16 protein-coding genes are annotated in these 21,557 nt (G+C 55.3%); 12 read left to right on the forward strand and 4 right to left on the reverse strand.

The genetic code is table 11. From position 1 onward, the window contains the following. Positions 1–7: 7 nt before the first annotated feature. From EU557_RS00115 to EU557_RS00160, 10 genes are all read left to right on the forward strand, one after another. Positions 8–985 carry an SGNH/GDSL hydrolase family protein gene (locus EU557_RS00115; RefSeq protein ID WP_135528398.1) on the forward strand — a complete coding sequence of 326 codons (978 nt, stop codon included), beginning with the start codon at positions 8–10 and terminating at the stop codon, positions 983–985. 78 nt (positions 986–1,063) lie between these two features. After that, complete coding sequence (locus EU557_RS00120) at positions 1,064–2,362, forward strand: glycosyltransferase family 4 protein (protein WP_135528399.1); 1,299 nt, start codon at positions 1,064–1,066, stop codon at positions 2,360–2,362. Between the two features lie 51 nt (positions 2,363–2,413). Further along, complete coding sequence (locus EU557_RS00125; RefSeq protein ID WP_135528400.1) at positions 2,414–3,475, forward strand: NAD-dependent epimerase/dehydratase family protein; 1,062 nt, start codon at positions 2,414–2,416, stop codon at positions 3,473–3,475. A gap of 488 nt (positions 3,476–3,963) precedes the next feature. Next, positions 3,964–6,597: an MGH1-like glycoside hydrolase domain-containing protein gene (locus tag EU557_RS00130; RefSeq protein WP_135528401.1), complete on the forward strand. Its 2,634-nt coding sequence runs from the start codon at positions 3,964–3,966 to the stop codon at positions 6,595–6,597. A gap of 156 nt (positions 6,598–6,753) precedes the next feature. After that, positions 6,754–7,302 (forward strand): RNA polymerase sigma factor, encoded by a 549-nt coding sequence (locus tag EU557_RS00135; RefSeq protein ID WP_167855034.1) that lies wholly within the window; start codon positions 6,754–6,756, stop codon positions 7,300–7,302. Positions 7,303–7,663: 361 nt separating this feature from the next. After that, positions 7,664–9,319 (forward strand): alkaline phosphatase PafA, encoded by a 1,656-nt coding sequence (gene pafA / locus EU557_RS00140; protein ID WP_135528403.1) that lies wholly within the window; start codon positions 7,664–7,666, stop codon positions 9,317–9,319. Between the two features lie 108 nt (positions 9,320–9,427). Next, positions 9,428–10,357 (forward strand): FecR family protein, encoded by a 930-nt coding sequence (locus EU557_RS00145; RefSeq protein WP_210115953.1) that lies wholly within the window; start codon positions 9,428–9,430, stop codon positions 10,355–10,357. Between the two features lie 66 nt (positions 10,358–10,423). Further along, the gene (locus EU557_RS00150; protein ID WP_135528405.1) at positions 10,424–13,738 is read left to right on the forward strand and encodes a SusC/RagA family TonB-linked outer membrane protein; all 3,315 of its coding nucleotides are present in this window, start codon (positions 10,424–10,426) and stop codon (positions 13,736–13,738) included. 179 nt (positions 13,739–13,917) lie between these two features. Beyond that, entirely contained in the window at positions 13,918–15,519 is a 1,602-nt protein-coding gene (locus EU557_RS00155) for a RagB/SusD family nutrient uptake outer membrane protein (protein WP_135528406.1), read from the forward strand. 92 nt (positions 15,520–15,611) lie between these two features. Next, the gene (locus EU557_RS00160) at positions 15,612–16,616 is read left to right on the forward strand and encodes a hypothetical protein (protein ID WP_135528407.1); all 1,005 of its coding nucleotides are present in this window, start codon (positions 15,612–15,614) and stop codon (positions 16,614–16,616) included. A gap of 252 nt (positions 16,617–16,868) precedes the next feature. Here EU557_RS00160 and EU557_RS25350 read toward each other — a convergent pair whose 3' ends face one another. Together EU557_RS25350 and EU557_RS00165 are read right to left on the reverse strand one after the other, a co-directional pair. Beyond that, positions 16,869–17,015, reverse strand: a complete 147-nt coding sequence (locus EU557_RS25350) for a hypothetical protein (RefSeq protein ID WP_167855035.1) — start codon at positions 17,013–17,015, stop codon at positions 16,869–16,871. Positions 17,016–17,379: 364 nt separating this feature from the next. After that, positions 17,380–17,832, reverse strand: a complete 453-nt coding sequence (locus EU557_RS00165) for an energy transducer TonB (protein ID WP_135528408.1) — start codon at positions 17,830–17,832, stop codon at positions 17,380–17,382. 308 nt (positions 17,833–18,140) lie between these two features. Here EU557_RS00165 and EU557_RS00170 point away from each other — a divergent pair, with 308 nt between their 5' ends. Then, positions 18,141–19,886: a GAF domain-containing sensor histidine kinase gene (locus tag EU557_RS00170; RefSeq protein WP_135528409.1), complete on the forward strand. Its 1,746-nt coding sequence runs from the start codon at positions 18,141–18,143 to the stop codon at positions 19,884–19,886. Between the two features lie 40 nt (positions 19,887–19,926). On the opposite strand, the gene EU557_RS00175 is transcribed toward EU557_RS00170, so the two are convergent. Further along, on the reverse strand, positions 19,927–20,307 hold the full coding sequence (locus EU557_RS00175; RefSeq protein ID WP_135528410.1) for a winged helix-turn-helix transcriptional regulator: 381 nt from the start codon (positions 20,305–20,307) through the stop codon (positions 19,927–19,929). 161 nt (positions 20,308–20,468) lie between these two features. Between EU557_RS00175 and EU557_RS00180 the strand changes: the two genes are divergently transcribed. After that, a complete protein-coding gene (locus tag EU557_RS00180) occupies positions 20,469–20,837 on the forward strand; it encodes a DoxX family protein (RefSeq protein ID WP_135528411.1) in 369 nt (122 codons plus the stop codon). A gap of 305 nt (positions 20,838–21,142) precedes the next feature. On the opposite strand, the gene EU557_RS00185 is transcribed toward EU557_RS00180, so the two are convergent. Continuing rightward, the gene (locus EU557_RS00185) at positions 21,143–21,553 is read right to left on the reverse strand and encodes a winged helix-turn-helix transcriptional regulator (RefSeq protein ID WP_245326129.1); all 411 of its coding nucleotides are present in this window, start codon (positions 21,551–21,553) and stop codon (positions 21,143–21,145) included. Positions 21,554–21,557 lie beyond the last annotated feature (4 nt).

Genomic DNA, 21,557 nt, shown 5'->3' on the forward strand with positions numbered 1-21,557 from the left:
CTCTGAAATGAGCACCACGTACAATCTTTCTTCAAAAGCAGTAACCAAACCAGTAAAAGTCAAAAGCTTTCGAACATATTATATCCTTATCAGCCTTATCGTTTTTGTTTTTCTGCTTTCAGAAGTAATTCTGCGCAGGGTGTATGGTTTCACTAATGCCATATTGATGAGAGAAGACAAAGCATTTGAGTATATCCCCGTTCCGCAGGACCGTTACCGATTTTTCAAAAACAATTATTATAACTCATACTCCCAAAGAAACCGAGAAATCACCACCAACGATTCCACCATAATTCTAGGCTTCGGCGATTCTGTTATTAATGGCGGTGTACAGACTGAACAAGACAGCTTAGCCACGAGCCTACTTTCTAACTACCTAACTCAAAAAAATCACCAGCAAGTATTAGTCACCAATATCGCAGCTGGCTCGTGGGGACCTGATAATTGCTACGCTTATCTAAAAAAATACGGAAATTTTGGCGCAAAGAAACTATTGTTAGTTGTAAGCTCCCACGATGCGTACGACAACATGAATTTTGAAAAAATAGTTGGTGTTATCCCTTCTTATCCCGACAAGCAATACCAACTAGCCATAACAGAGTTATTTGACCGGTACTTGTACCCACGATACTTATCCCAATACTTTTCTTTTACAGCAGAAAAAACCCCTGAAAAAAATAACAATCTATTGATCAGTAAATACAAAAATGGCATGCAGTTCAATAGCGGATTTAAACATTTTGCCAACTATTCTGACAGCACTAAAATACCACTACTAATTTACTTACATGCCGACCAGGAGGAGCTAAAGCAGGGCACATACAACGAACAAGGAAAAGAAATAATCGCGTTTTGCGCTAAAAACAATATTCCACTGATAAATGAACTCAACTACAAGTTCAGTGCAGATGATTACCGGGATGGTATTCATTTATCAGAAAAGGGACAGCGCCACATGTACGACATTTTAAAGTCGCGCTACTAAAAAAACGGCCACACATCCAGAAGCAAACGGGTCCTCGCAACCGGCATTTCTAACAATTGCCGCCTTACCTCATGCCCTATGAAAATCTTAGTTAGCAGTATGACTTTCGCGCCGGATCACAGCGGCATCTCCCTGTACGCAACTGATTTCGCCACGTACGCCGCTGAGCAGGGCCACGAAGTCACGGCCGTAACGGCCTTTTCCTGGTATCCGAAATGGGTAAAACGCCCCGAGGACGAAGGCAAACTCTTCCGCACCGATGTCTATAAAAACATCAAGGTATTGCGGGGCTACCTCTACGTGCCGAAGAAGGTTACAACCATTAGCCGCATGGTTCAGGAGGTTTCCTTTATCCTGTTCGCTTTCGTCAATTTTCTCAGAGCGGGCAAACAAGACACCATCGTTCTATTTACCACTCCTATCAACCTAGGATTATTAGGTACAATATTCCAAAAGCTGTGGGGCGCCAAGCTGATTATTAACGTGCAGGATTTGCAGCTTGATGCGGCTAAATCGTTGGGCATGGTTGGCAAGTTGCCCATAATTGAAATCATGAACGAGATAGAGAAGTACAGCTATAAAAAGGCTGATTTAACAACTTCTATTTCCACCGGCATGATTGATATAATTAAAAGAAAGGGTATCACTGACGATAAAATATACCTGTGGCCTAACTGGATTGATGTTTCTGAGGCTAAGGACAAAGGCATACAGGGTAAGTTCCGAGAAAAGTTCCCCCAATATCAAGGCAAGAAAATCATTGGCTACGCAGGCAATATTGGCATCAAGCAAGGCCTATCGGTTCTAATTGATTTGAGTGAACGGTTTAAAGACCACGACGACTTAGCTTTTTTAATAATAGGGCAGGGCGGCGACTTAGACAACTTAAAAGATTACGCCAAAAGCAAAAGCATCCCCAACCTAAGCTTTATCGATTTTTTATCACAAGAAGAGTATTTCAATTTCTTAACTGACGCCGATATAGTATTCCTTTCCCAGAAGAAGGATTCGGGAGATGTATACTTCCCTTCTAAGCTTCTGGGAATTATGGCCAAGTCCAAACTAATATTTATTTCGGCTGATAAGGACTCTGAGATATACAAAGTAATTACCCACAACAATCTAGGCATATCCTCTGAATTCGGAGATATTGACCAGATGCAGCTATTACTGAACAAGTACCTGCTAAACCACCAAGAGTTTGAAATATATAAATCGAATGCATATAAATACGTTCGTCAATTTGATCGTGAGGTAGTTATTAAATCCTTTTTAGATAAGGTGCACGCCATTAGTTACGATAAAGAACTCTCTGCCGCCTCTGTTTCCACTGACCTAATTACTCCGCTAAACCCGCCCATTATGCAGGATTCCTAGCAGTAGGATCCGCTCGATTGATCATCCATTCATCACCATACATTTTGTTTTATGAAAAAGATATTAGTCACTGGCTCCAGCGGGCTTATTGGGAGCGAAGTAGTGCGGAAGTATTGCCAGAATGGCTGGAAGGTCTATGGCATCGACAACAACATGCGGGCTGATTTCTTTGGCCCCAACGGCGACACGCGCTGGAACCAACTGCGCTTGCTAGCGGAATTCAAAAACTTTGAGCACATCGAGCTGGATATCCGCGACCGGGAGGGGGTCAGCGATACGCTGAAGCTGCTGCGCCCCGATGCCATTGTGCACACGGCCGCCCAGCCCAGCCATGATTTGGCTGCCAGCCGCCCTTATGATGATTTTGATGTGAATGCGGTGGGCACGCTGAACCTGCTCGAGGCTACGCGTCAGCATTGCCCCGAAGCGGTATTCGTGCACATGTCGACGAACAAAGTTTACGGAGATGCCCCCAACAGCCTCAACCTGGTGGAGAAAGAAAACCGCTGGGACTTTGCCGATCCGTCGTACTACATGGGCATCCAAGAGTCGTTCAGCATCGACCAATCCAAGCATTCTGTCTTTGGGGCTTCGAAGGTTGCGGCCGATGTAATGGTGCAGGAATATGGTCGGTATTTCGGTATCGCAACCTGCTGCCTTCGCGGGGGTTGCCTAACGGGCCCAAACCACTCGGGGGTAGAGTTGCACGGCTTTCTGAGTTATCTCATCAAGTGCAACCTAGAGCAGAAGCACTACACGGTTTTCGGCTACAAGGGCAAGCAAGTGCGCGACAACATCCACTCGCACGATGTCGTCTGCTTTATGGAGGAGTTCATTGAGGCCCCTCGCGTTGGGGAAGTCTACAACATTGGGGGCGGCCGCGACAACTCTATCTCTATACTGGAAGCCTTTCAGCTGATTGAGGAGATATCGGGTAATAAGATGATGTACGACTATGTGGATAAAAACCGGGCCGGCGACCACATATGCTACATCTCAGACTTGAGCAAAATGAAAGCTCATTACCCCAAGTGGAGCATCACGAAAGACTTGCGAACCACTTTCGAGGAGATTTATCAATCCTGGACTGCCCGCATCGAAGTAACTACCTAGGCCACATTTAACAGTAGGCCTCCTATTCTATCGCACTACCCTTTGTGGGGTAGTGGCAGCTTCCCTGTGCCCATTGATATGCGGCAATAGCTCAGCTATCCTCGTGTGTGTCTTAGTGCTCCCGCTCTTTCGGCAGGAGCGCTAAGACACATTTTTTTAGGCGTTACTCTTTTTAGGGGGCCGCTCATGTTATTACTAATTGATCAGCCGGAGTCCAGGCTCAGTGCAGAATAAACCCATACCCCTCCTAGCAGCCTTCTGACTGGCCTACCTCCGCGGCAAAGCGTGCCTTACATGCATGCAGCCTAAATACTGGCCTAGTGAAGCCACACCAAATACCGAGCTTTACCGCCACTCGTGGCTACGCTTGGGGCTGCCTTCAAACGATCCTTAGCCTGGCCCGCAATCCTAGGCCAGTAGCCAGCAGCTTAACCTTATGCGGTGGAGTCTAGTTAGTGTGTGCAGTACCTAGCTTTATCGTGCTTTTTATGACCGCCGAGCGAGACCGCCTCCAGGATGCCAATGCCGACCGTGCCGCCTGGCGCAAATGGGGACCCTATCTTTCGGAGCGGCAATGGGGTACCGTGCGCGAAGACTACTCCGCCAACGGGCAGGCCTGGGATTATATCACCCACGACATGGCTCGCTCCTACGCTTACCGCTGGGGCGAGGACGGCTTGGGAGGCATCAGCGATGAGCAACAGCTGCTTTGCTTGGCCGTTGGGCTTTGGAATGGGAAAGACCCGATCTTGAAAGAGCGCCTGTTTGGACTTAGTGCCTCGGAGGGAAACCACGGCGAGGACGTGAAAGAGGTGTACTACTACCTCGATAACGTGCCTACCCACTCCTACATGCAGATGCTGTATAAGTATCCGCAGCACGCATTTCCGTACAATTGGTTGGTGCATGAAAATGACCGCCGCAACCGCCACGACCCAGAATTTGAACTGCTGGACACGGCCATCTTTCACGATAACCGCTACTTCGATGTCTTTGTGGAATATGCGAAGGCTGGTCCGGAAGACTTGCTGCTTCAGATTACGGTGCACAACCGTGGCCCTGAGGGCGCCGAGCTGCACGTGCTACCCCAGCTGTGGTTTCGCAATACCTGGGCTTGGGGGAAGGATAACTACCGCCCAGAGCTAACCGCCCATGCTGGGGCCATTGCCGTGCGCCACCGCGACCTGGCAGACCTGCACTTATACTGCGACCATGCCCCCGCGCTGCTCTTTTGCGACAACGACACTAATCCGAACAGACTGCCCAACCTGGCTCCTCCTACCGAAACTCGTTTCTATAAGGACGGCATTCACGAGTACGTGGTGCACGGAGCGCCAACCGTTAACCCGGCCCAGGTTGGTACCAAGGCGGCGGCTCACTATACCCTATCGGTAGCTGCCGGCGGTAGCCAGACGGTGCGCGTGCGTTTAGCCCCCGCCGGCCAGCCAACGCCCTTTGCTGACTTTGATGAGGTTTTTAAGCAGCGGCGGCACGAAACTGATGCGTACTATGCCCATATGCAGACGGAGCTTAGTAGCCCCGACGCGCGTAACGTGCAACGCCAGGCCTTTGCCGGCATGCTCTGGAGCAAGCAGTACTACAACTACGACGTGGCCGAGTGGCTCCAGGGCGACCCCGCCTTTCCTGCCCCTCCGGCGCAGCGCCAGCATGGGCGCAACCGCGAGTGGAAGCACCTCAACAACGGGGACATTATCTCGATGCCCGATAAGTGGGAATACCCGTGGTACGCGGCCTGGGACCTGGCTTTTCACTGCCTGCCACTGGCTCAGTTAGACCCCTGGTTTGCCAAGCGCCAGCTGGTGCTGCTCACCCGCGACTGGTACATGCACCCGAATGGGCAGCTGCCGGCTTACGAGTGGAATTTCTCCGATGTAAACCCGCCAGTGCATGCCTGGGCCACTTGGCGCGTGTACAAAATGTGCCAGAAACACCACAACAGCCCCGGAGACACCGAGTTCCTCAGTACCGTGTTTCATCGGTTGCTGCTAAACTTTACGTGGTGGGTGAACCGCAAAGACCGCCACGGGCACAACATCTTCGAGGGCGGCTTTCTAGGCCTCGATAACATTGGCTTGTTCGACCGCTCGGCCCCGTTGCCTGATGGCACGTACCTGGAGCAGGCAGATGGCACCAGTTGGATGGCCATGTACGCGCTGAACATGATGCGTATTGCGCTTGAGCTGGCGAAAACCAACCCCGTGTACCAAGATTTGGCGAGTAAGTTCTTCGAGCACTTCCTCTACATTGCGGGAGCCATGACCAACATGGATGCCGAAGATGTAGACCTTTGGGACGTGGAAGATGAGTTCTACTACGACGCGCTTCACTCACCCAAAACGGGCCGCCAATTCCTGAAAACCCGGTCTTTGGTGGGGCTAATACCACTATTTGCGGTGGAAGTGCTCGATGAGGAGGTGCTGCAGGGAATGCCGGAGTTTATGGCCCGGATGAACTGGTTTTTAGAAAACCGGCCCCAACTGGCTAGCCTGGTTTCACGCTGGCGGGAACCAGGGCACGGCGATACCCACCTGCTTTCGCTCTTGCGCGGGCACCGGGTAAAGCGCTTGCTGGCGCGGGCCCTCGATGAGGGTGAGTTTTTATCAGAATATGGCATTCGTTCCCTTTCCCGCTATCACCAGGCCCACCCTTGCTACCTGAGTTATGATGGGCTGGATATGAAGGTGAAGTACGAGCCGGGCGAGGCCGAGTCAGACTTGTTTGGCGGCAACTCCAACTGGCGGGGCCCCATTTGGCTGCCCATCAACTTTCTGCTGATTGAGTCCTTGCAGCGTTTCCACCACTATTACGGCGATGACTTCCGGGTAGAGTACCCAACCGGCTCGGGGCAGTACAGCTCTTTGCTTGAAATTGCTGATGCCTTGAGCACCCGGCTTGCTAAGCTGTTTTTGCGCGATGAAGATGGCCTACGCCCGTCGCTGGGGCCTGATAAGCGCTGGCAAACCGATCCGCACTTTCGCAACTACGTGCTGTTTCACGAGTACTTCCACGGGGATACTGGGCAAGGACTTGGAGCCAGCCACCAAACCGGCTGGACGGGCCTTATCGCCAAGCTGCTTGCGGCCCGGCCTAGCGCGGGCTAGCTGGGCCAGGCCTCTCATTGCTCCGATACTGCCAGAAATTGATACTCCTGTACTGCATTACTGCAGTATTACCCCTACATGAAGGTTTTATAACCTCTGCGGAAGGAGCCTGCAACCCCAAGCTGATCCTTCTACATTTGGCGCAAACAATGCGCCGTGGCTACTGACAACTTACTTGAGCTGCTAGAGCGGATCCGTAACAACGACTACCAGGCCTTCGAGCAACTGTTTGAAGAGCACTGGCGGGAGCTATACCGGTACGCGCACAAGGTACTGCGGCATGCTTCTGATGCTGAAGACATAACCCAGGAGCTTTTCTGCGACCTGTGGGCCAACCGTGCCCAGCTTCAGGTGCGCACCACGGCGCAAGGCTACCTGCTCGGGGCTCTGCGCAAGAAGATTCTGACCCGCTTCCGGGACGCCGACATTCGTGCCCGCCACTTAAAAGCCTTCGGTGCTACCCTAGAGCACGGGGCAGAGCTTACGTTCAACCGTCTCGTAGGCCACGACACGCGGGCGGCTATTCAGCGGCAGGCTCAGGCGCTGCCCCCCAAGGAGAAAGAGGTGTTTCTGCTCAGTATGCTCGACGATTTCTCGGTCAAGGAAATTGCGGAGAAGTTTGCCACTTCTGAGCAAACTGTGCGCAACCAGATGAACAGCGCCCTGCATAAGCTCTCCCCTTACCTCACCAGGCTTCTGAGCTAGGCCAGGTGGTGCTTTCCATCAAGTAAGGGTATTGCTCTCCTCTCCTGAATAGAGCTAACAACCTAAAAACCAATACATCAGCACTTCTTGTGACAGAGTTGACCCTAAGCCACCGTGTTACCTCTCTGTTAAATCCTACAGTGGCGCTGGTTGAAAGCAGCACGGTCTGCAACTGGTAGATGTGGAGGGCAGCCCCGGCCGGGTCCAGCATGCTACTTGCCCTCCGCCGGCCGCTCCTAGGCCACTGTCTTTCCTTCGGAACACTATCCGGAGCGCCTTTGCGACTCCCGTTAGTAGTTCTCACACCCTCCTTTCTGCTCCGGCATCCTGCACCCACTATTGCAGTGCTGCCCTTTCCGGTATGATTCGTACGATTTTGCTTTCCGCGCTGCTACTGAGCAGCGCACCGGCCGTGCTAGGTCAGGGCACCAAAAAGCCCAAACTACTAGTCGGCATAATGGTCGACCAGATGCGCGCCGACTACCTCCCGCGCTTCTATGACCAGATGGGTAACGACGGCTTCAAGCGCCTCTTGCGCGAAGGGTTTCAGTGCCGCAACACCCACTACAATTACGTACCCACCGTTACGGGGCCCGGCCATTCCTCGGTGTATACCGGCACTACACCCCGCTACCACGGCGTAGTGGGCAACTCCTGGTACGACCGGCGCCTGCGCCGCGACGTGTATTGCACCGATGATTCCACGGTGCAGCTGGTGGGTACGCCTAAGGGCATGGGCGTTTCGGCCCGCAACCAGGTAAGCACCACTCTCGGCGACGAGATGAAGATGGTATCCAACGGGCGCAGTAAGGTGCTGGCTATTTCCCTGAAAGATAGGGCCTCAGCCCTACCCGCCGGGCACATGGCTGATGGTGCCTTCTGGTTCGACATCAATACCGGCGACTTCATTTCGAGCACTTACTACATGCCAGCCCTACCCAAATGGGTTGCCGACTTCAACGCCCAGAAAAAGGCCGACTATTACCGTCAGCAAACCTGGACGCCGCTGCGAGGACCTGAGGCCTACCTCAACAGCGTGGCTGACTCCAATAGCTTTGAGCGCATTTTCAAGGGTAAAACGTCGGCTACGTTTCCCTATGATCTGAGTAAGCTGGCGCCCGAGAATCCGCCTGCTTATGAGGCCGTCAATATCTCCCCCTTCGGCAACAACCTGCTCACGGACTTAGCCCTAGCGGCCCTGACTAACACCGACTTGGGCCGCGACGACGTGCCCGACCTGCTAGCCATCAGCTACTCCAGCCCCGACCCCGTAGGCCACACCTTCGGGCCGCTTTCTAAGGAAGAGAACGATGTGTACCTGCGCCTAGATCTGGAAATTGCGCGCCTGTTGCAGGCGCTCGACAAAACCGTGGGCAAGGGTAACTACACCATTTTCCTGACCGCCGACCACGGGGCCAGCGAAGTGCCCAAGTACCTGGCTCAGCACCACGCCCCTAGCGGAGCTCAAAGCCACGCCACCCTAAACAAAGGCGCCGCCGACTACCTGACGGAGCAACTGGGAGCTGGCCAGTGGATTGAAACGGAGCGCAACAATATGTACTACCTCAACCGCCCGCTTATTGCCAGCCGCAAGCTGGAGCTGGCCCGCGTGCAAAACCTGCTGGCCGACTATCTGCGCAGCCAACCAGGTATTGCCCAGGTGAACACTACCTCCCAGCTACTCACCAGCAGCACGGGGGCCTTCTTGGAAACCAAGCTTCAGAATGGCCTCTACTACCAGCGCTTCGGCGATGTGCGCTTTGAGCTGGAGCCCGGCTGGACCTGGGAGATGGGCGTGGGTGCTACCCATGGCTCGGGCTACCTCTATGACAGCCACGTACCCTTACTGTGGTTTGGAGCCGGCGTCACGCCCGGCATCAGCTACCAGTACCATTCCATCACTGATATTGCCCCTACGGGAGCCATGCTGGTAGAAAGCAAGCTGCCCAGCGCCTGCACCGGACAGCCTATTGCAGAGGTGCTTAGCACCACCCCAACCAAGAGCCGCCGCAAGTAGCACGCCCCTTCCATATTACGCTTTCGTTACATCAGGCCTAGGGCATAGTTACTCCGGGCAGCCTGTGCAACTCTGTTTATGAAGTCCCCCTATTCTTGTTTCAACCGCTTGTCTTTCCGCCTGCAACGCTATGTGCGGCACCGCTCTACCCCGCCACTAACAGAGCAGCAACGGGAGACCTGGTTGGATGAATTGGTGGCGGCTACCCCCGATGATGACGAGCTCATGGATCGGGAGCTGGAGGCAGAACGGCGGGCCCGGATTCTGGGGGGAATTCGGGCCCGTACCCAGCCTCCGGCGCGCGTGCTGCCGCTATGGCCAGCGCTACGGATAGCGGCCGTGCTTGCACTCCTGCTGCTGGCTGGGGCCGTGCTCTGGCCGCGGCTGCAAGCCCCGCAGATGCTGCACTATGCTACTGGTGTAGGGGAGCATCGGGAAATAGTGTTGCCCGACAGTAGCCACGTCTGGCTGCGTCCGCGCTCTGAGCTGATCTGTGCGGCGCAGTTTGGAGCGGTGCGCAACGTGCAGCTGCATGGCGAGGCGTTCTTCGATGTCACCAAGGACCCTAAGCACCCGTTTGTGGTGCACACGGCCAAGGTAGCAGTTACAGTGCTGGGCACGTCCTTCCTGGTGAAGGCCTACCGCCCCCTGCCCACTACCACCGTGCTGGTGCGCACCGGACGAGTGCAAGTAGCTCATCAGCAGCGCACCCTGGCCGTGCTGCACCCACACGATCAGCTAAGCTACAACGACAGTACCCAACAAGTTAGCCTCACCAAAAACGAGTATTACGAAGCCTCCCCGATCAACCGAATGCTGACGTTTGAGCAGGCTTCGCTGCCGGAGGTTCTACTACTGCTAGAAAATACTTACCCCATCCATTTCAACGTACGCCGCGGTGCCCCCGCCGTGGCCCTGACCGGCACCCTCGACCCAGCTCTTTCCGCCGACCAGCTTACCGACGTGCTGAATGTACTCTTGCAGCGCCATCACCTGCGCATTACCAAGCTTACTGCTACCACCTACCAGGTAAACTAACGCCGCCTGCCGGCTCCTTCCGTCTTCCTTTTCATACCTCAGGCTTCTGGCCTGACAGGCACCGCCATGCCCGAACTCTCCTACCACATGATGCACTTAGACTCCTTACCCTACGGCTGTACGCCTGGTCGAAACCTATTGCTTACCAGCGCCTTGGCCGTAACTACCGCGCTCTTACCGCAACAAAGCCTAGCGCAAAAAACCAACGCCGAAGTGGCCTACTTCGCGGTGCAGACGGGGCCCCTCGCTACCGCCCTCCAGCACCTGCAGCGGGAGGCGGGCGTCAATATTGTATATGATGCCCAGGACCTCAAGGAAACCAAGGTAGAAGCCACTGAATTCCGGAAAGCCAAGGTGGGTGATATTTTGCGGCAGCTGCTGCGCAACAAGCCGCTGCGTTTTGAGGAAAAGCAGGGCACTATTATTCTACAGCCTACTACCTCGGCCACTCCAGCTGCCCCCAGCCGCCGCGCTGCTCAGGAAGTGAAAGGCAAGGTGACGGATGCCAAAACCGGCGCGGCCCTGCCCGGCGTAACCGTGCTGGCAAAGGGCACTACCACAGGTGCCGTGACCAACTCTGAAGGCTTCTTCAATCTGGCTGTACCGGATGGGGCCACTACCTTGGTGTTCTCCTTTGTAGGCTACCTAGCGCAGGAAGTGGCCATCGGCAACCAGGCCAATGTGGACGTGACCCTAGCCGTAGATTCTAAGCTGCTCAACGACGTAGTGGTTATCGGTTACGGCTCCGTGAAGAAGGGTGAGGTAACCAGCTCTATCACCAATGTGAACCCGCGCGAGTTTAACCGCGGCGTAGTAGCCACCCCCGACCAGATTCTGCAGGGCAAGGTAGCCGGCCTCAACATCACCCGTAGCGGCGACCCAAACGCTACGGCCTCAGTGGTGCTGCGCGGTGCCTCCTCGTTGCGGACGGGCCAAGCCCAAGAGCCGTTTTATGTAATTGACGGTGTGCCGGCAGCATCCATTAACCTGGTGGCCCCCGATGACATTGTGAGCATTGACGTGCTGAAAGATGCTTCGGCTACTGCCATTTACGGAGCGCGGGCCGCTAACGGCGTTATCATCATTACTACCCGCCGCCAGAAGCCCAACGCGGCCGTTTCCTACAGTGGCTATGTGGGCGTGGAGCAGGTGTCAAACACCATCGATATGCTCAGCGGCGACGAGTTGCGCCGCTACCTGGAAGCAAACAGCAAGAGCCTGAGCCCCGCCGACAACGACGAGGGCACCAACACCGACTGGCAAAAGGAAGTGATGCGCACTGGCCTAAGCCACAACCACACCATCAGCTACGGCGGGGGCTCCGAGAAGTCGGCTTTCAATGCTAGCGTTAACTACTTCAAGCGCCAGGGAGTGATAAAAACCTCCGATAGTGAGCGACTCATCGGCAAGATCAACCTCGACCAGAAGACGCTCAAGGACAAGCTGCAACTACGGTTTACCCTCACCAACTCCCTGCTCAAGCAGAACTTGATATCTGACTTGGTGTACCGCAACATGTTCACGCATTTGCCCACCACCAACATCAAAAACCCCGACGGAACCTATAAGGAGAACCTGACCCGGACGCAGTACTACAACCCCGTAGCCCTACTAGAGCAAAACAGCGAAGAGCGCAAAATCAACACCCTGCTCGGCAACGCCAGCGCCCAACTCACCATTCTGCCCAACCTGACGAATACGCTCAGCGTGTCGATGCAGAATGAGTCGGTGAAGGGCGGGGCCTACCAGGGGCGGGAGTCGCCGGTGCCGAACAGCAACAGCGTGACTGGCCTAGCGGCTAGGGGCCTTGCCCGGCGCTACAGCGTTGACAACAGCCGCAAAATTCTGGAGAACTACCTGACCTATAACCCGCTGAACAACGCCCACCACGACCTGAAAGTACTGGTGGGTTACTCCTGGCAGGAAGACAAAAACGGCGACGGCTTCCAGACTGATACTCGGGGCTTCGTGTCGGACCAGTTGGGCTACAACAACCTAAGCCTGGGCAACCCCGGCGGCGTATCGCCAAACTACGATGCGGCCATTGCCGGCTACAGCCTGGGTATTTCCACGCTGCGCCTGATTTCGTTGTACTCGCGCGTGAACTATAGCCTCCTGGACCGGTACTTCCTGCAGGTTTCGGTGCGGCGCGATGGGTCCTCGGCCTTCGGGCAAAACAACCGCTGGGGCACTTTCCCAGCCGCTTCGCTGGCCTGGAACCTGGCCGGTGAGGACTTTTTGGCGGGCAACACCATGCTCAATGAGCTGAAGCTGCGGGTGGGCTACGGCGTAACGGGCAACTCCTTGGGCTTCGACCCGCTGATTGCCACCCAGCGCTACAGTAGCGTGGGCACCTTCTACTACAACGGGTCCTTCATCAAGGCCATCGGCCCAACTCAAAACCCCAATCCTGACCTGAAGTGGGAGTCGACGGCTATGCTGAACGTAGGCCTAGACTTCGGCCTGTTTGGCAACCGCCTGGGTGGTACCGTGGAGTATTACGACAAGCGTACCTCCGACCTGATCTGGAACTACCCGGTTTCAACCACCCAGTACTTTGTAAATACGCTGTACGCCAACGTGGGCGAAATCAGCAACAAGGGCCTGGAGCTGACGCTGAACGCTACACCGGTGCAAACGTCGAACTTTCAGTGGAGCCTGACGGGTACGCTGGCTCACAACGTTAACAAGGTGGAGAAGCTAGCCAACGAGCAGTTCCGCCTCGACCAAGTGTACACGGCTTACCCCGGCGGCTCGGGCCAAAGCGGCATCTCTACGCAGGTAGTGAAGACGGGCTACCCCATTGGGCAGTTCTTCCTGCCGGAGTACGCCGGCCGCGACGAGAATGGTCTTTCCCTCTTTTATAAGGCCGACGGTACCACCACCGGCTCGCCGGCCCTTGCCGACTACCGCTACCAGGGCAATGCCCAGCCCAACCTCCTGTACGGCCTGAGCAATACGGTGAGCTGGAAAAACCTGGATTTAAACTTCTTTCTGCGCGGAGTGCAGGGCAATAAGATTCTGAATGCGACCCTCGCCAACCTCAACATCCCGGCCCAGTCTACGGCAAACAACCTGCCCGCCTTCTCTCTGGATGAGCCCTACGGCGACAACCGCGCCAACTACTACTCCAACCGATACCTCGAAGATGGCTCTTACCTGCGCCTCGACAACGTGACGCTGGGCTACAATCTGCCTATCAAGAACGAGTACGTGAAGCGGGCCCGCGTGTACCTGACCAGCCAGAACCTGTTCACGATTACCAGCTACCGCGGCATTGACCCGGAAATGAACTTGGGCGGCCTCACCCCTGGCCTAGACAACAACAACTTCTACCCCAAGACCCGCTCCTACGTGCTGGGCGTGAACCTGGACTTCTAGCCTGGAAATCAAGGAGCTGTAGCACATTAACGCTCGTCGGGCTGAGCAGGTAGTGCATTACGCTGGAAGCCGATGCATCTGTGCCACGGCCTGCTCCAGCGGCCTAGGCCTCTGTACTGAAGCAGTGAAGAGGCTCCTCCGCTCAGTCTGACGACCAACTCGATTTCAACTAACCACACATGTTTACCATTCGCCCTTCCCGTTTCCTGACCTTGGCCAGCGCACTCACTGCCGTGGTAGCTGCCACCAGCTGCACCGACCTGAATGCGCCCATCGAATCGGAATACACGCCGGCCAATTTCCTCACCACCCCCGAGCAGTTCATTGCCGCCTCCGGGCCGGTGTACAGCCAGATGCGCAACGAAGTAGCTAAAGCCTACTGGAATCTGCAGGAGCTCAGCACCGATGAGGCTGTGATTGTGGCCCGCAACGGCAACTACTACGACGGCGCCCGTTACCAACAGCTGAGCCTGCATACCTGGAACCCGCAAAACGAGTTTGTGCGCACCGCCTGGGACTGGGGCTTCAGTGGCATCAGCACCTGCAACCGCACTTTGGCTCTATTCCAGAACACCGCCGATGGGGCGTTTAAGACCCAGTTTACTGCGGAGTTGCGCACTATGCGGGCCTTGTACTACTTCCTGATGATGGACTTGTACGGCAACATTCCGCTGGTGCCGGAGTTCGGGAGCACCGTGCAGCCCACCAACGCTACCCGCCAGCAGGTGTTTACCTACATCGAAAGCGAGTTGAAGCAGTCGTTGCCGGACCTTTCGGCCGATGTATCGTCCCAGACTTACGGGCGGCCCACGCAAGGCACGGCCCAGGCGCTGCTAGCCAAGCTGTACATGAATGCCGACGTCTACATCGGGCAGCCGAAGTACACGGAGGCCATTGCCGCCTGCAATGCCATTATCAAGAGCAAGAAGTACAGCCTGGCAGCGAATTACATGGATGTATTCGCGGTGGAAAACGGCCCCCAGGTAAGCGAAATCATTTTTGCGGTACCGTTTGACGCCAACCTGGCTCAGGGCAACATGATGTCGCGCTTTGCCCTGCACCAGCAGATGAAGGACAAGTTTAATCTGCTCTTCACGCCTAGCAACGCCAGCCTGACCTGGCCCGAGTTTTTTGCTCTTTATAAGGAGCCTACCGACACGCGCAACCAGCAGTGGCTCTCGGGCAAGCAATACCTCAACGATGGCCGCACGCCCATCCTGATTGCTACCACCAAGAAAGGCCTGGACTCGCGCTACACCGGCGCCGATGGCGGCGAAAAAGTCAACTACCATCTGGAGCTGTCGGACCGCCTCACGTTCCGGGATGCGGCCAAGTTTGATGTGGGCAACGACGAGTTAGGCAAAGCCCAGGGCACCCGCAACATTAAATATTACCCCGATAAGTCCTCAACCTCCCGCGACCAAGGCAATGACTTGGTGCTGCTACGCTACGCCGACGTGCTGCTGCTGAAGGCGGAAGCCATCCTGCGCGGGGGCCAGGACCCTGACGGGGCTACTCCTTTGAGCTTGGTAAACCAAATCCGCACCCGCGCCCAGGTACCGGCCCTCACTACCATAGACTTGAACAGCCTATTTGAGGAGCGCAGCCGCGAAATGGCCTGGGAAGGCTGGCGCCGCAACGACCTGATTCGCTTTGGCAAGTGGGAATCGGTATGGGGCCAAGGCATGAAGAACAACGCCGAAACCTACCGCCGCATTTTCCCCATCCCAACAACTGAGCTCACGCTCAATGGCCAGCTCAAGCAAAACCCCGGCTACTAGCTCTCCAGCAGGGGCTGCGCTAGGCCACTTGCGCAGCCTCCGCAGCTAAATACTACCCTGTTTTTCCTTTCACCCATAACCAAAACACCTTCATGACACTTATTTCCAAGGCCGCCCTGCTCGCCACTGGCCTAGGCCTATCGGTGCTGGCTAGCTGCAATGTCACCAGCCAGAAAGAAGCCGTGGCGCCAAAAGCCCAAGCCCGGACCGCCGATGCTACTACGGCCTTCAAGGCCAGCTTGGCACTACGCTGGGCCCCCGTACATTACCAGGATACTGACGTGACCGGCGACCATGGCCTGAGCGGCAAGGCTGACTACATCTCGGCCATCAACTTCGACGGGGACTGGTCGGGCACCAACAACTGGAATAATCTGGCTACCCGCCCAGCCTCGGCTCATGGCTACTACTCCGTGGTAGAAACCGGGACCCACTGGTTTATTACCTACGCCTTCTTCCACGCCCGCGACTGGACCGATAACCCCCTGCTCTACAATACGGATGAGCACGAGAACGACCTGGAGGGACTGCTGGCCGTGGTCAAGAAAGACGGCAGCACCTACGGCAACCTACAGGCCATCGTGACGGTAGCCCACTCTGATTTCTACTCCTTTGTGCCGGCCGGGAGCCCGCTACAAGCCAACCAGGAGGACATAGATGGCACTCTGACCTTGGAGCAGTTTAATGGGGGCCTCCACCCCATAACGGCCCAGGAAGCCAAAGGGCACGGCCTGAAAGCTTACCCCTACTACAAGCTCAACGGCGACGGCATCAAGTACTTTCCTTCCGCTACTGTGGCGGGCACGCCTGTCAGCGCCGACGACCGAAACGTATCCTACAAGCTGGTAGATATCTTCGAGCCCAGTGGCCTCTGGGAGCAACGCTTCAACACCGCCCTGTTCACCAGCCCCGATGGCGGTTTCGTAAAAAGCCGTGGCAACGGTGGCGCCAACGCGCCCTGGGCCTGGGACGATGGCAACGACGTGCCCGGCCGCGGCGAGCTAGCCACCGACCCCGCCAAGCTGGTGAATAGCTACTTCAAGAACCTAGGTACGTTCGACCTCAACTACCTCGACAACAAGTACAAGGGAATTTAAAGCTGCCTAGCACAACCCCAATACAAAAGGCCCGATACGTGTCCGTATCGGGCCTTTTGTGCATCTATAAAAGGGGGCAATAGCTATGCAGAAAAAGCTCAGTAGCTAACAGCGCGTTTTGCTAGGCCACTATGTTGCTAAAGTATGAGTTATGGGAAACCAGTTACCAAAGTCAGCTACCTAAGCTGACAGGCGGCTAAGTGGCCTAGGACTCGCTCTTGATACAGCGTAAGCGAGCTTGAGCAGATACAACTAGGCGGCCAGCCGCTCCTCTTCTTCAGGCTCAGTAGCGGGGTGCAATTCGCGCTCTAGCTGCTCCAGAAATTCGAAATCCAGCTGGCTATACTCGTCGTTCAGGAGTGCTTCGGCAACGGGTGGGGCGGAGGTAGGGCGCAACATATTCATGCTCTTTTGTACCCTCTCTCGAGAAATGAGGTTGCATCTCGGCGGTACAAGACTATGGCTTGGCTAGGAAAAGACCTGACCTGGTAAAGGCTTCTTGTGTCTGATTCATGGCTTATGTAAACTCTATTCTCTCACACAGCAACGCAACAACCTCCGGCAGCAGGCTCAGGCACCGGGCAGGCTGGTATATACCTCTAACCAACATAGATAGCCCACACAACTGTTACGTTAGCTGGCAGGCTCGCTGAGTGCTGCTTCAGGAAAGTGTTGTTGTGCAGGCGCTGATGCACGCTAGGCCAGTGGGACTGCGCGCTTCTTGCAGCAAACGCGGCATGAGCTAGGCCAGTACTCCCGCTGCTTAATACACTCCCCTAAATACAATGGGCAGAGTATACATAACAGGCACGGGTTGATTGGCGTTTTTACCGGGGTTCCACCAGGGCATAATGCGCACCAAGCGAAGAGCTTCCTCATCTAAACCAGCGCCTAGCCCTTTCACAATTTTGGCATCGCGAATGCGGCCTTCTTCCGTGACCAGAAAGCTTACGAATACCTTTCCGCCAACACGCCGGTTTAGGGCTTCTTGCGGGTACTGCAGCTTATTGCGCAAGAAGGCACGCATGGCCTCCTCACCTCCCGGAAAGGAAGGCATGATTTCCGCCGTATAATAGGCCGCGGGTGAGCTAGGGGTTTCAACATCGGCCCGAGCTGCCTCATCGGGGACGATGGTAGAACTCACTGACTGGGCCCGGGCCCATGTGCTGCCTGTTAACGATACCAGAAGCAGAATCCAGCGTAACGGTTGGGACATAGATGACCTGAGGTTGAGAGCGAATAGTCGAGCAAAACTATATTTCTCGCCCCCGTAGCCGGTGACGATCCGGTTATCATTACGTTGCGGATTTATGTCCTGCAGCCCTCCACTTTCAGGCAGAAGTGCTCGAATCGCTCTCTTTTTGGCGCAATACTCCGATAACAACCCAGCTGACCGGTAAGAAAGAGCTCAGGATGCGTACTTTTGGTAGAATTCAAGGCCACTGTAGGCCTGCTCGAGGGGTGTACCCCATGAGCGAGTCAGCTCTTGGATACTTAGGCGCACCACTCCTACCAGCTTAGTTTATGCCACCAGTACCCGTTGCGGAAGAGTTGCTGTCGGAATCAGCATTGCTGGCGCGCTTGTTTCCCAATGGTGGGGAGATGGGTGCCCACATTCGTCAGCTAGACTGGTCCACTACTCCGCTCGGGCCGGTACATGGCTGGCCCCAAAGCCTGCGCACGGCGGTTAGCATTATGCTAGGCTCGCAATTTCCCATGATGGTGCACTGGGGCCCCAAGCTCGTTCACTTTTACAACGACGGCTACGCTGCCATTCTGCAAGCCAAACACCCCGGCGCTCTAGGCCAGCCCGCTGAGCCTTGGTGGCGAGAGATGTGGCCTTTTTTGCTGAATATCTTTGAGCCGGTACTGGCGGGGCAAACCACCTATTTCGAGAACGAGCTGGTACTCCCCAACCGCCAAGGGTCAGTAGAGGAAGCGTATTTTACGTTCTCTCACAGCCCTATCTATAATGAGGCCGGAGTAGTAGAAGGCATCTTTGTTACGGCGCTGGAAACCACAAATACCGTGCTGCATCACCGGCGCTTAGCGCTGCTGAGCCACCTAACGGCCCAAACGGCGCTATCAACCTTGCCGGCAGAAGCAGCGCAGCACATCATTGCTGCCTTAGCCACTGATGCCGCTGATATTCCCTTTGCCTTGCTGTATGCGTGTGCCGAGGGCGTTTCTCACTTACAGCTGCGGGCATGGTTTGGCGTACCGCCCGGTGAGCCCGCCGCGCCCACTACTATAAGTGTGAGCGAGCCAAACGAACGAGCTTGGCCGCTGGCCGCCGCACTCGAGCAAAGTGAACCAACGCTGGTTTCTTCCCTCACTGAACGGTTTGGCTCCTGGCCCACCGGAACGTGGCCCGAGGTGCCCACTCAGGCCCTGTTGCTCCCGCTGGCCGTGGGAAACCAGCCTCCTAACACCGTGCTCATTGTGGGCCTAAGTGCCCGCCGGCCCTTAGATGAGGCCTACCGGGAGTTTTTTACGTTGGTAGCAGACTACGCTGGCCGGGCTCTAACACGTGCCACTGCCCTCTACGATGCGCAGCGCCTTAACCAGCGCCTACGCGATATGAATGCCTCCATGGATTCATTCGTGCACATTGTAGCCCACGATCTAAAAGGCCCCGTTACCAACCTAGAGGGGCTGCTGAAAGCGTATCACGAAGAAGCTCCTGGCTCCACGCGAGACCACGTTATAGAGCTGCTTGAGCAGGAAGTGCACCGCCTGACGAGCACCGTACAGGGCCTGCTGCAGGTATTACACACCCAGTACGGCACGGCCCTCGTAACCGATACTATTGCCTGGTCAGACGTTTACTCCTCCGTCCGAGTGGATGTGGCCGACATCCTCGACCAGCAGCAGGGCATTCTTACGGCTGATTTTCAAGGTGCTCCTACCATTCGCTACCCGCGCGTGTACCTGGTCAGCATATTGAAGAACTTGGTGCACAATGCGCTCAAGTACCGAGCTCTGGAGCGCCCACCCCTGGTTCATATTCAAAGCCAGCGGCAGGGCCAGGAGATACACCTGACGGTATCCGACAACGGGCGGGGCATCGATTTAATCAAGGATGGGGAACGGCTTTTTCAGCCCTTCACCCGTCTGACGGCCGAAGGTGAAGGGGCAGGCCTAGGCCTGCACATGATTCGTACGCTTGTGCAGAAGCGCGGCGGTGACCTGCAGGTAAGCAGCACGCTCGGCCTGGGCACCACCTTTACGGTTATCCTGCTTGAAGACCCACCCGTACCGTCGGTCTAACAGGATCTTATTCTATGCTACCAACCTCGTAATAAGGCAATTACGCCGCTCCTGCTTCTGCAGCAGGGTGCATAATGTGGGTGCGGTGCAGCTGCCCCCAAATACGTAATGCTTCAATTACGGGGTACAAATGCTCACCATAGTCGGCGAGGGTGTAGGTGACGGCCACGGGGGCCGCTTGGGTTTCCACGTGGCGGGTGAGCAAACTATTAAGCTCCAGTTCCTTTAATTCCTTACTCAGCATTTTAGCCGTGATGCCGGTCACTTCGCGCTGTAATTGCTTAAAGCGTTTAGGACCGCCACTGAGCGCAATAATGATGGGCAGCTTCCATTTGCCGCCCAGAAAATCTAATGCATCGCGCACTGAGCGCATGGCGCCTGCGCATTCGTGGTGCGTGATTGGTATTGGAGGTTGCAGCATGCAGTAAGATACATTGAGTATCATATCAATATACTACAGTATACCGGTATCCTTTAGTATACTACCCTGCCAAACAGCCGAGAAAGTCAGCATCTTTGGCTGCATTTCATAGCCACTGTTGGCTATGGAATGCCATCACCTCCAACCTTTTACCAGTTATCATGTCTGCCTCTACACGCAATATTATCGCCTGGACTCTGCAAGTCCTGCTTGGGCTAGCCTTCATTGCCTTTGGCGTAAAAAAGCTCACCGTGTTACCTACCACGGTGGCTATGTTCAACAACCTTGGAATGCCCAGCGCTATGGCCTACATTATTGCAGTAGCGGAAGTGTTGGGCGGTGTAGGCCTGCTAATCCCTCGCTTTACCCGCTTGGCTGCCCTGGGGTTAGTAATTATTATGCTTGGTGCTGTAGTAATGCACGCCACGAAAATTCCGGGTGGTATAGCTCAAGGGGTTCCTGCCATTGTTTGCTTGTTGCTACTCCTGGCCGTGCTGTGGTTGCGCCGGCCCGTTGCGGCTACAGCCTAATATACTTGCAAGCCTAGCTCACTTGGCCCACCTATAGAACTTATGCCATCTGTGAGTCAACTCAACTAGTATTACTATCTGAGTTCTGCTCCAGAGCACGTACTAACGCTAAAATACTGACTCGCCACGCTGGGCCCATTTGGGCACCAACGTGGCGAGTCGTCATTTATAACAGACAGGTAAGTAAGCCTGTATGCGGTGGTGGGCCTACAATTAACATTTACCCTCTAAGCTACTTGCCTTGCCTATAACGCTCCAAAAGTTGAAAATCAGCGTTTAGCGATGAAATGGCTGCAACTCCTTCTCTAGCTAACCGATGATTTGTCCCAGTGCTGCATAATAGTCGGGAAGCTAACCTCTACCCAGTCGGCTAGAGCGCGCACTTTCTGCGATGCCTGTTGCCCCAGCGGCGTCAGACTGTATTCTACATGGGGCGGCACCACGTCGTAGGCCACCCGGCGCACCAGCCCATCAGCTTCCAGCCATTGCAGCGTCTGGGCCAGCATACGCTCACTAACGCCGTCAATCAGGCGCCGCAGCTCACTGAAACGGCGGGTTTCGCCTTCCAGCACCATAAGGGTTAACACTCCCCACCGGCTGGTAATGTGCTTTAGCACCACGCGCGATGGGCAAGCCGCTGAGAGCAAGTCGCCGCGTTGTAGCTTTTCAGAAAGCGTAGCCCCTACTTCGAGGGGGGCTTCAATATTTTTTTTCACACTT

The organism is Hymenobacter wooponensis (assembly GCF_004745865.1).
GTDB classification, from domain to species: Bacteria; Bacteroidota; Bacteroidia; order Cytophagales; family Hymenobacteraceae; genus Hymenobacter; species Hymenobacter wooponensis.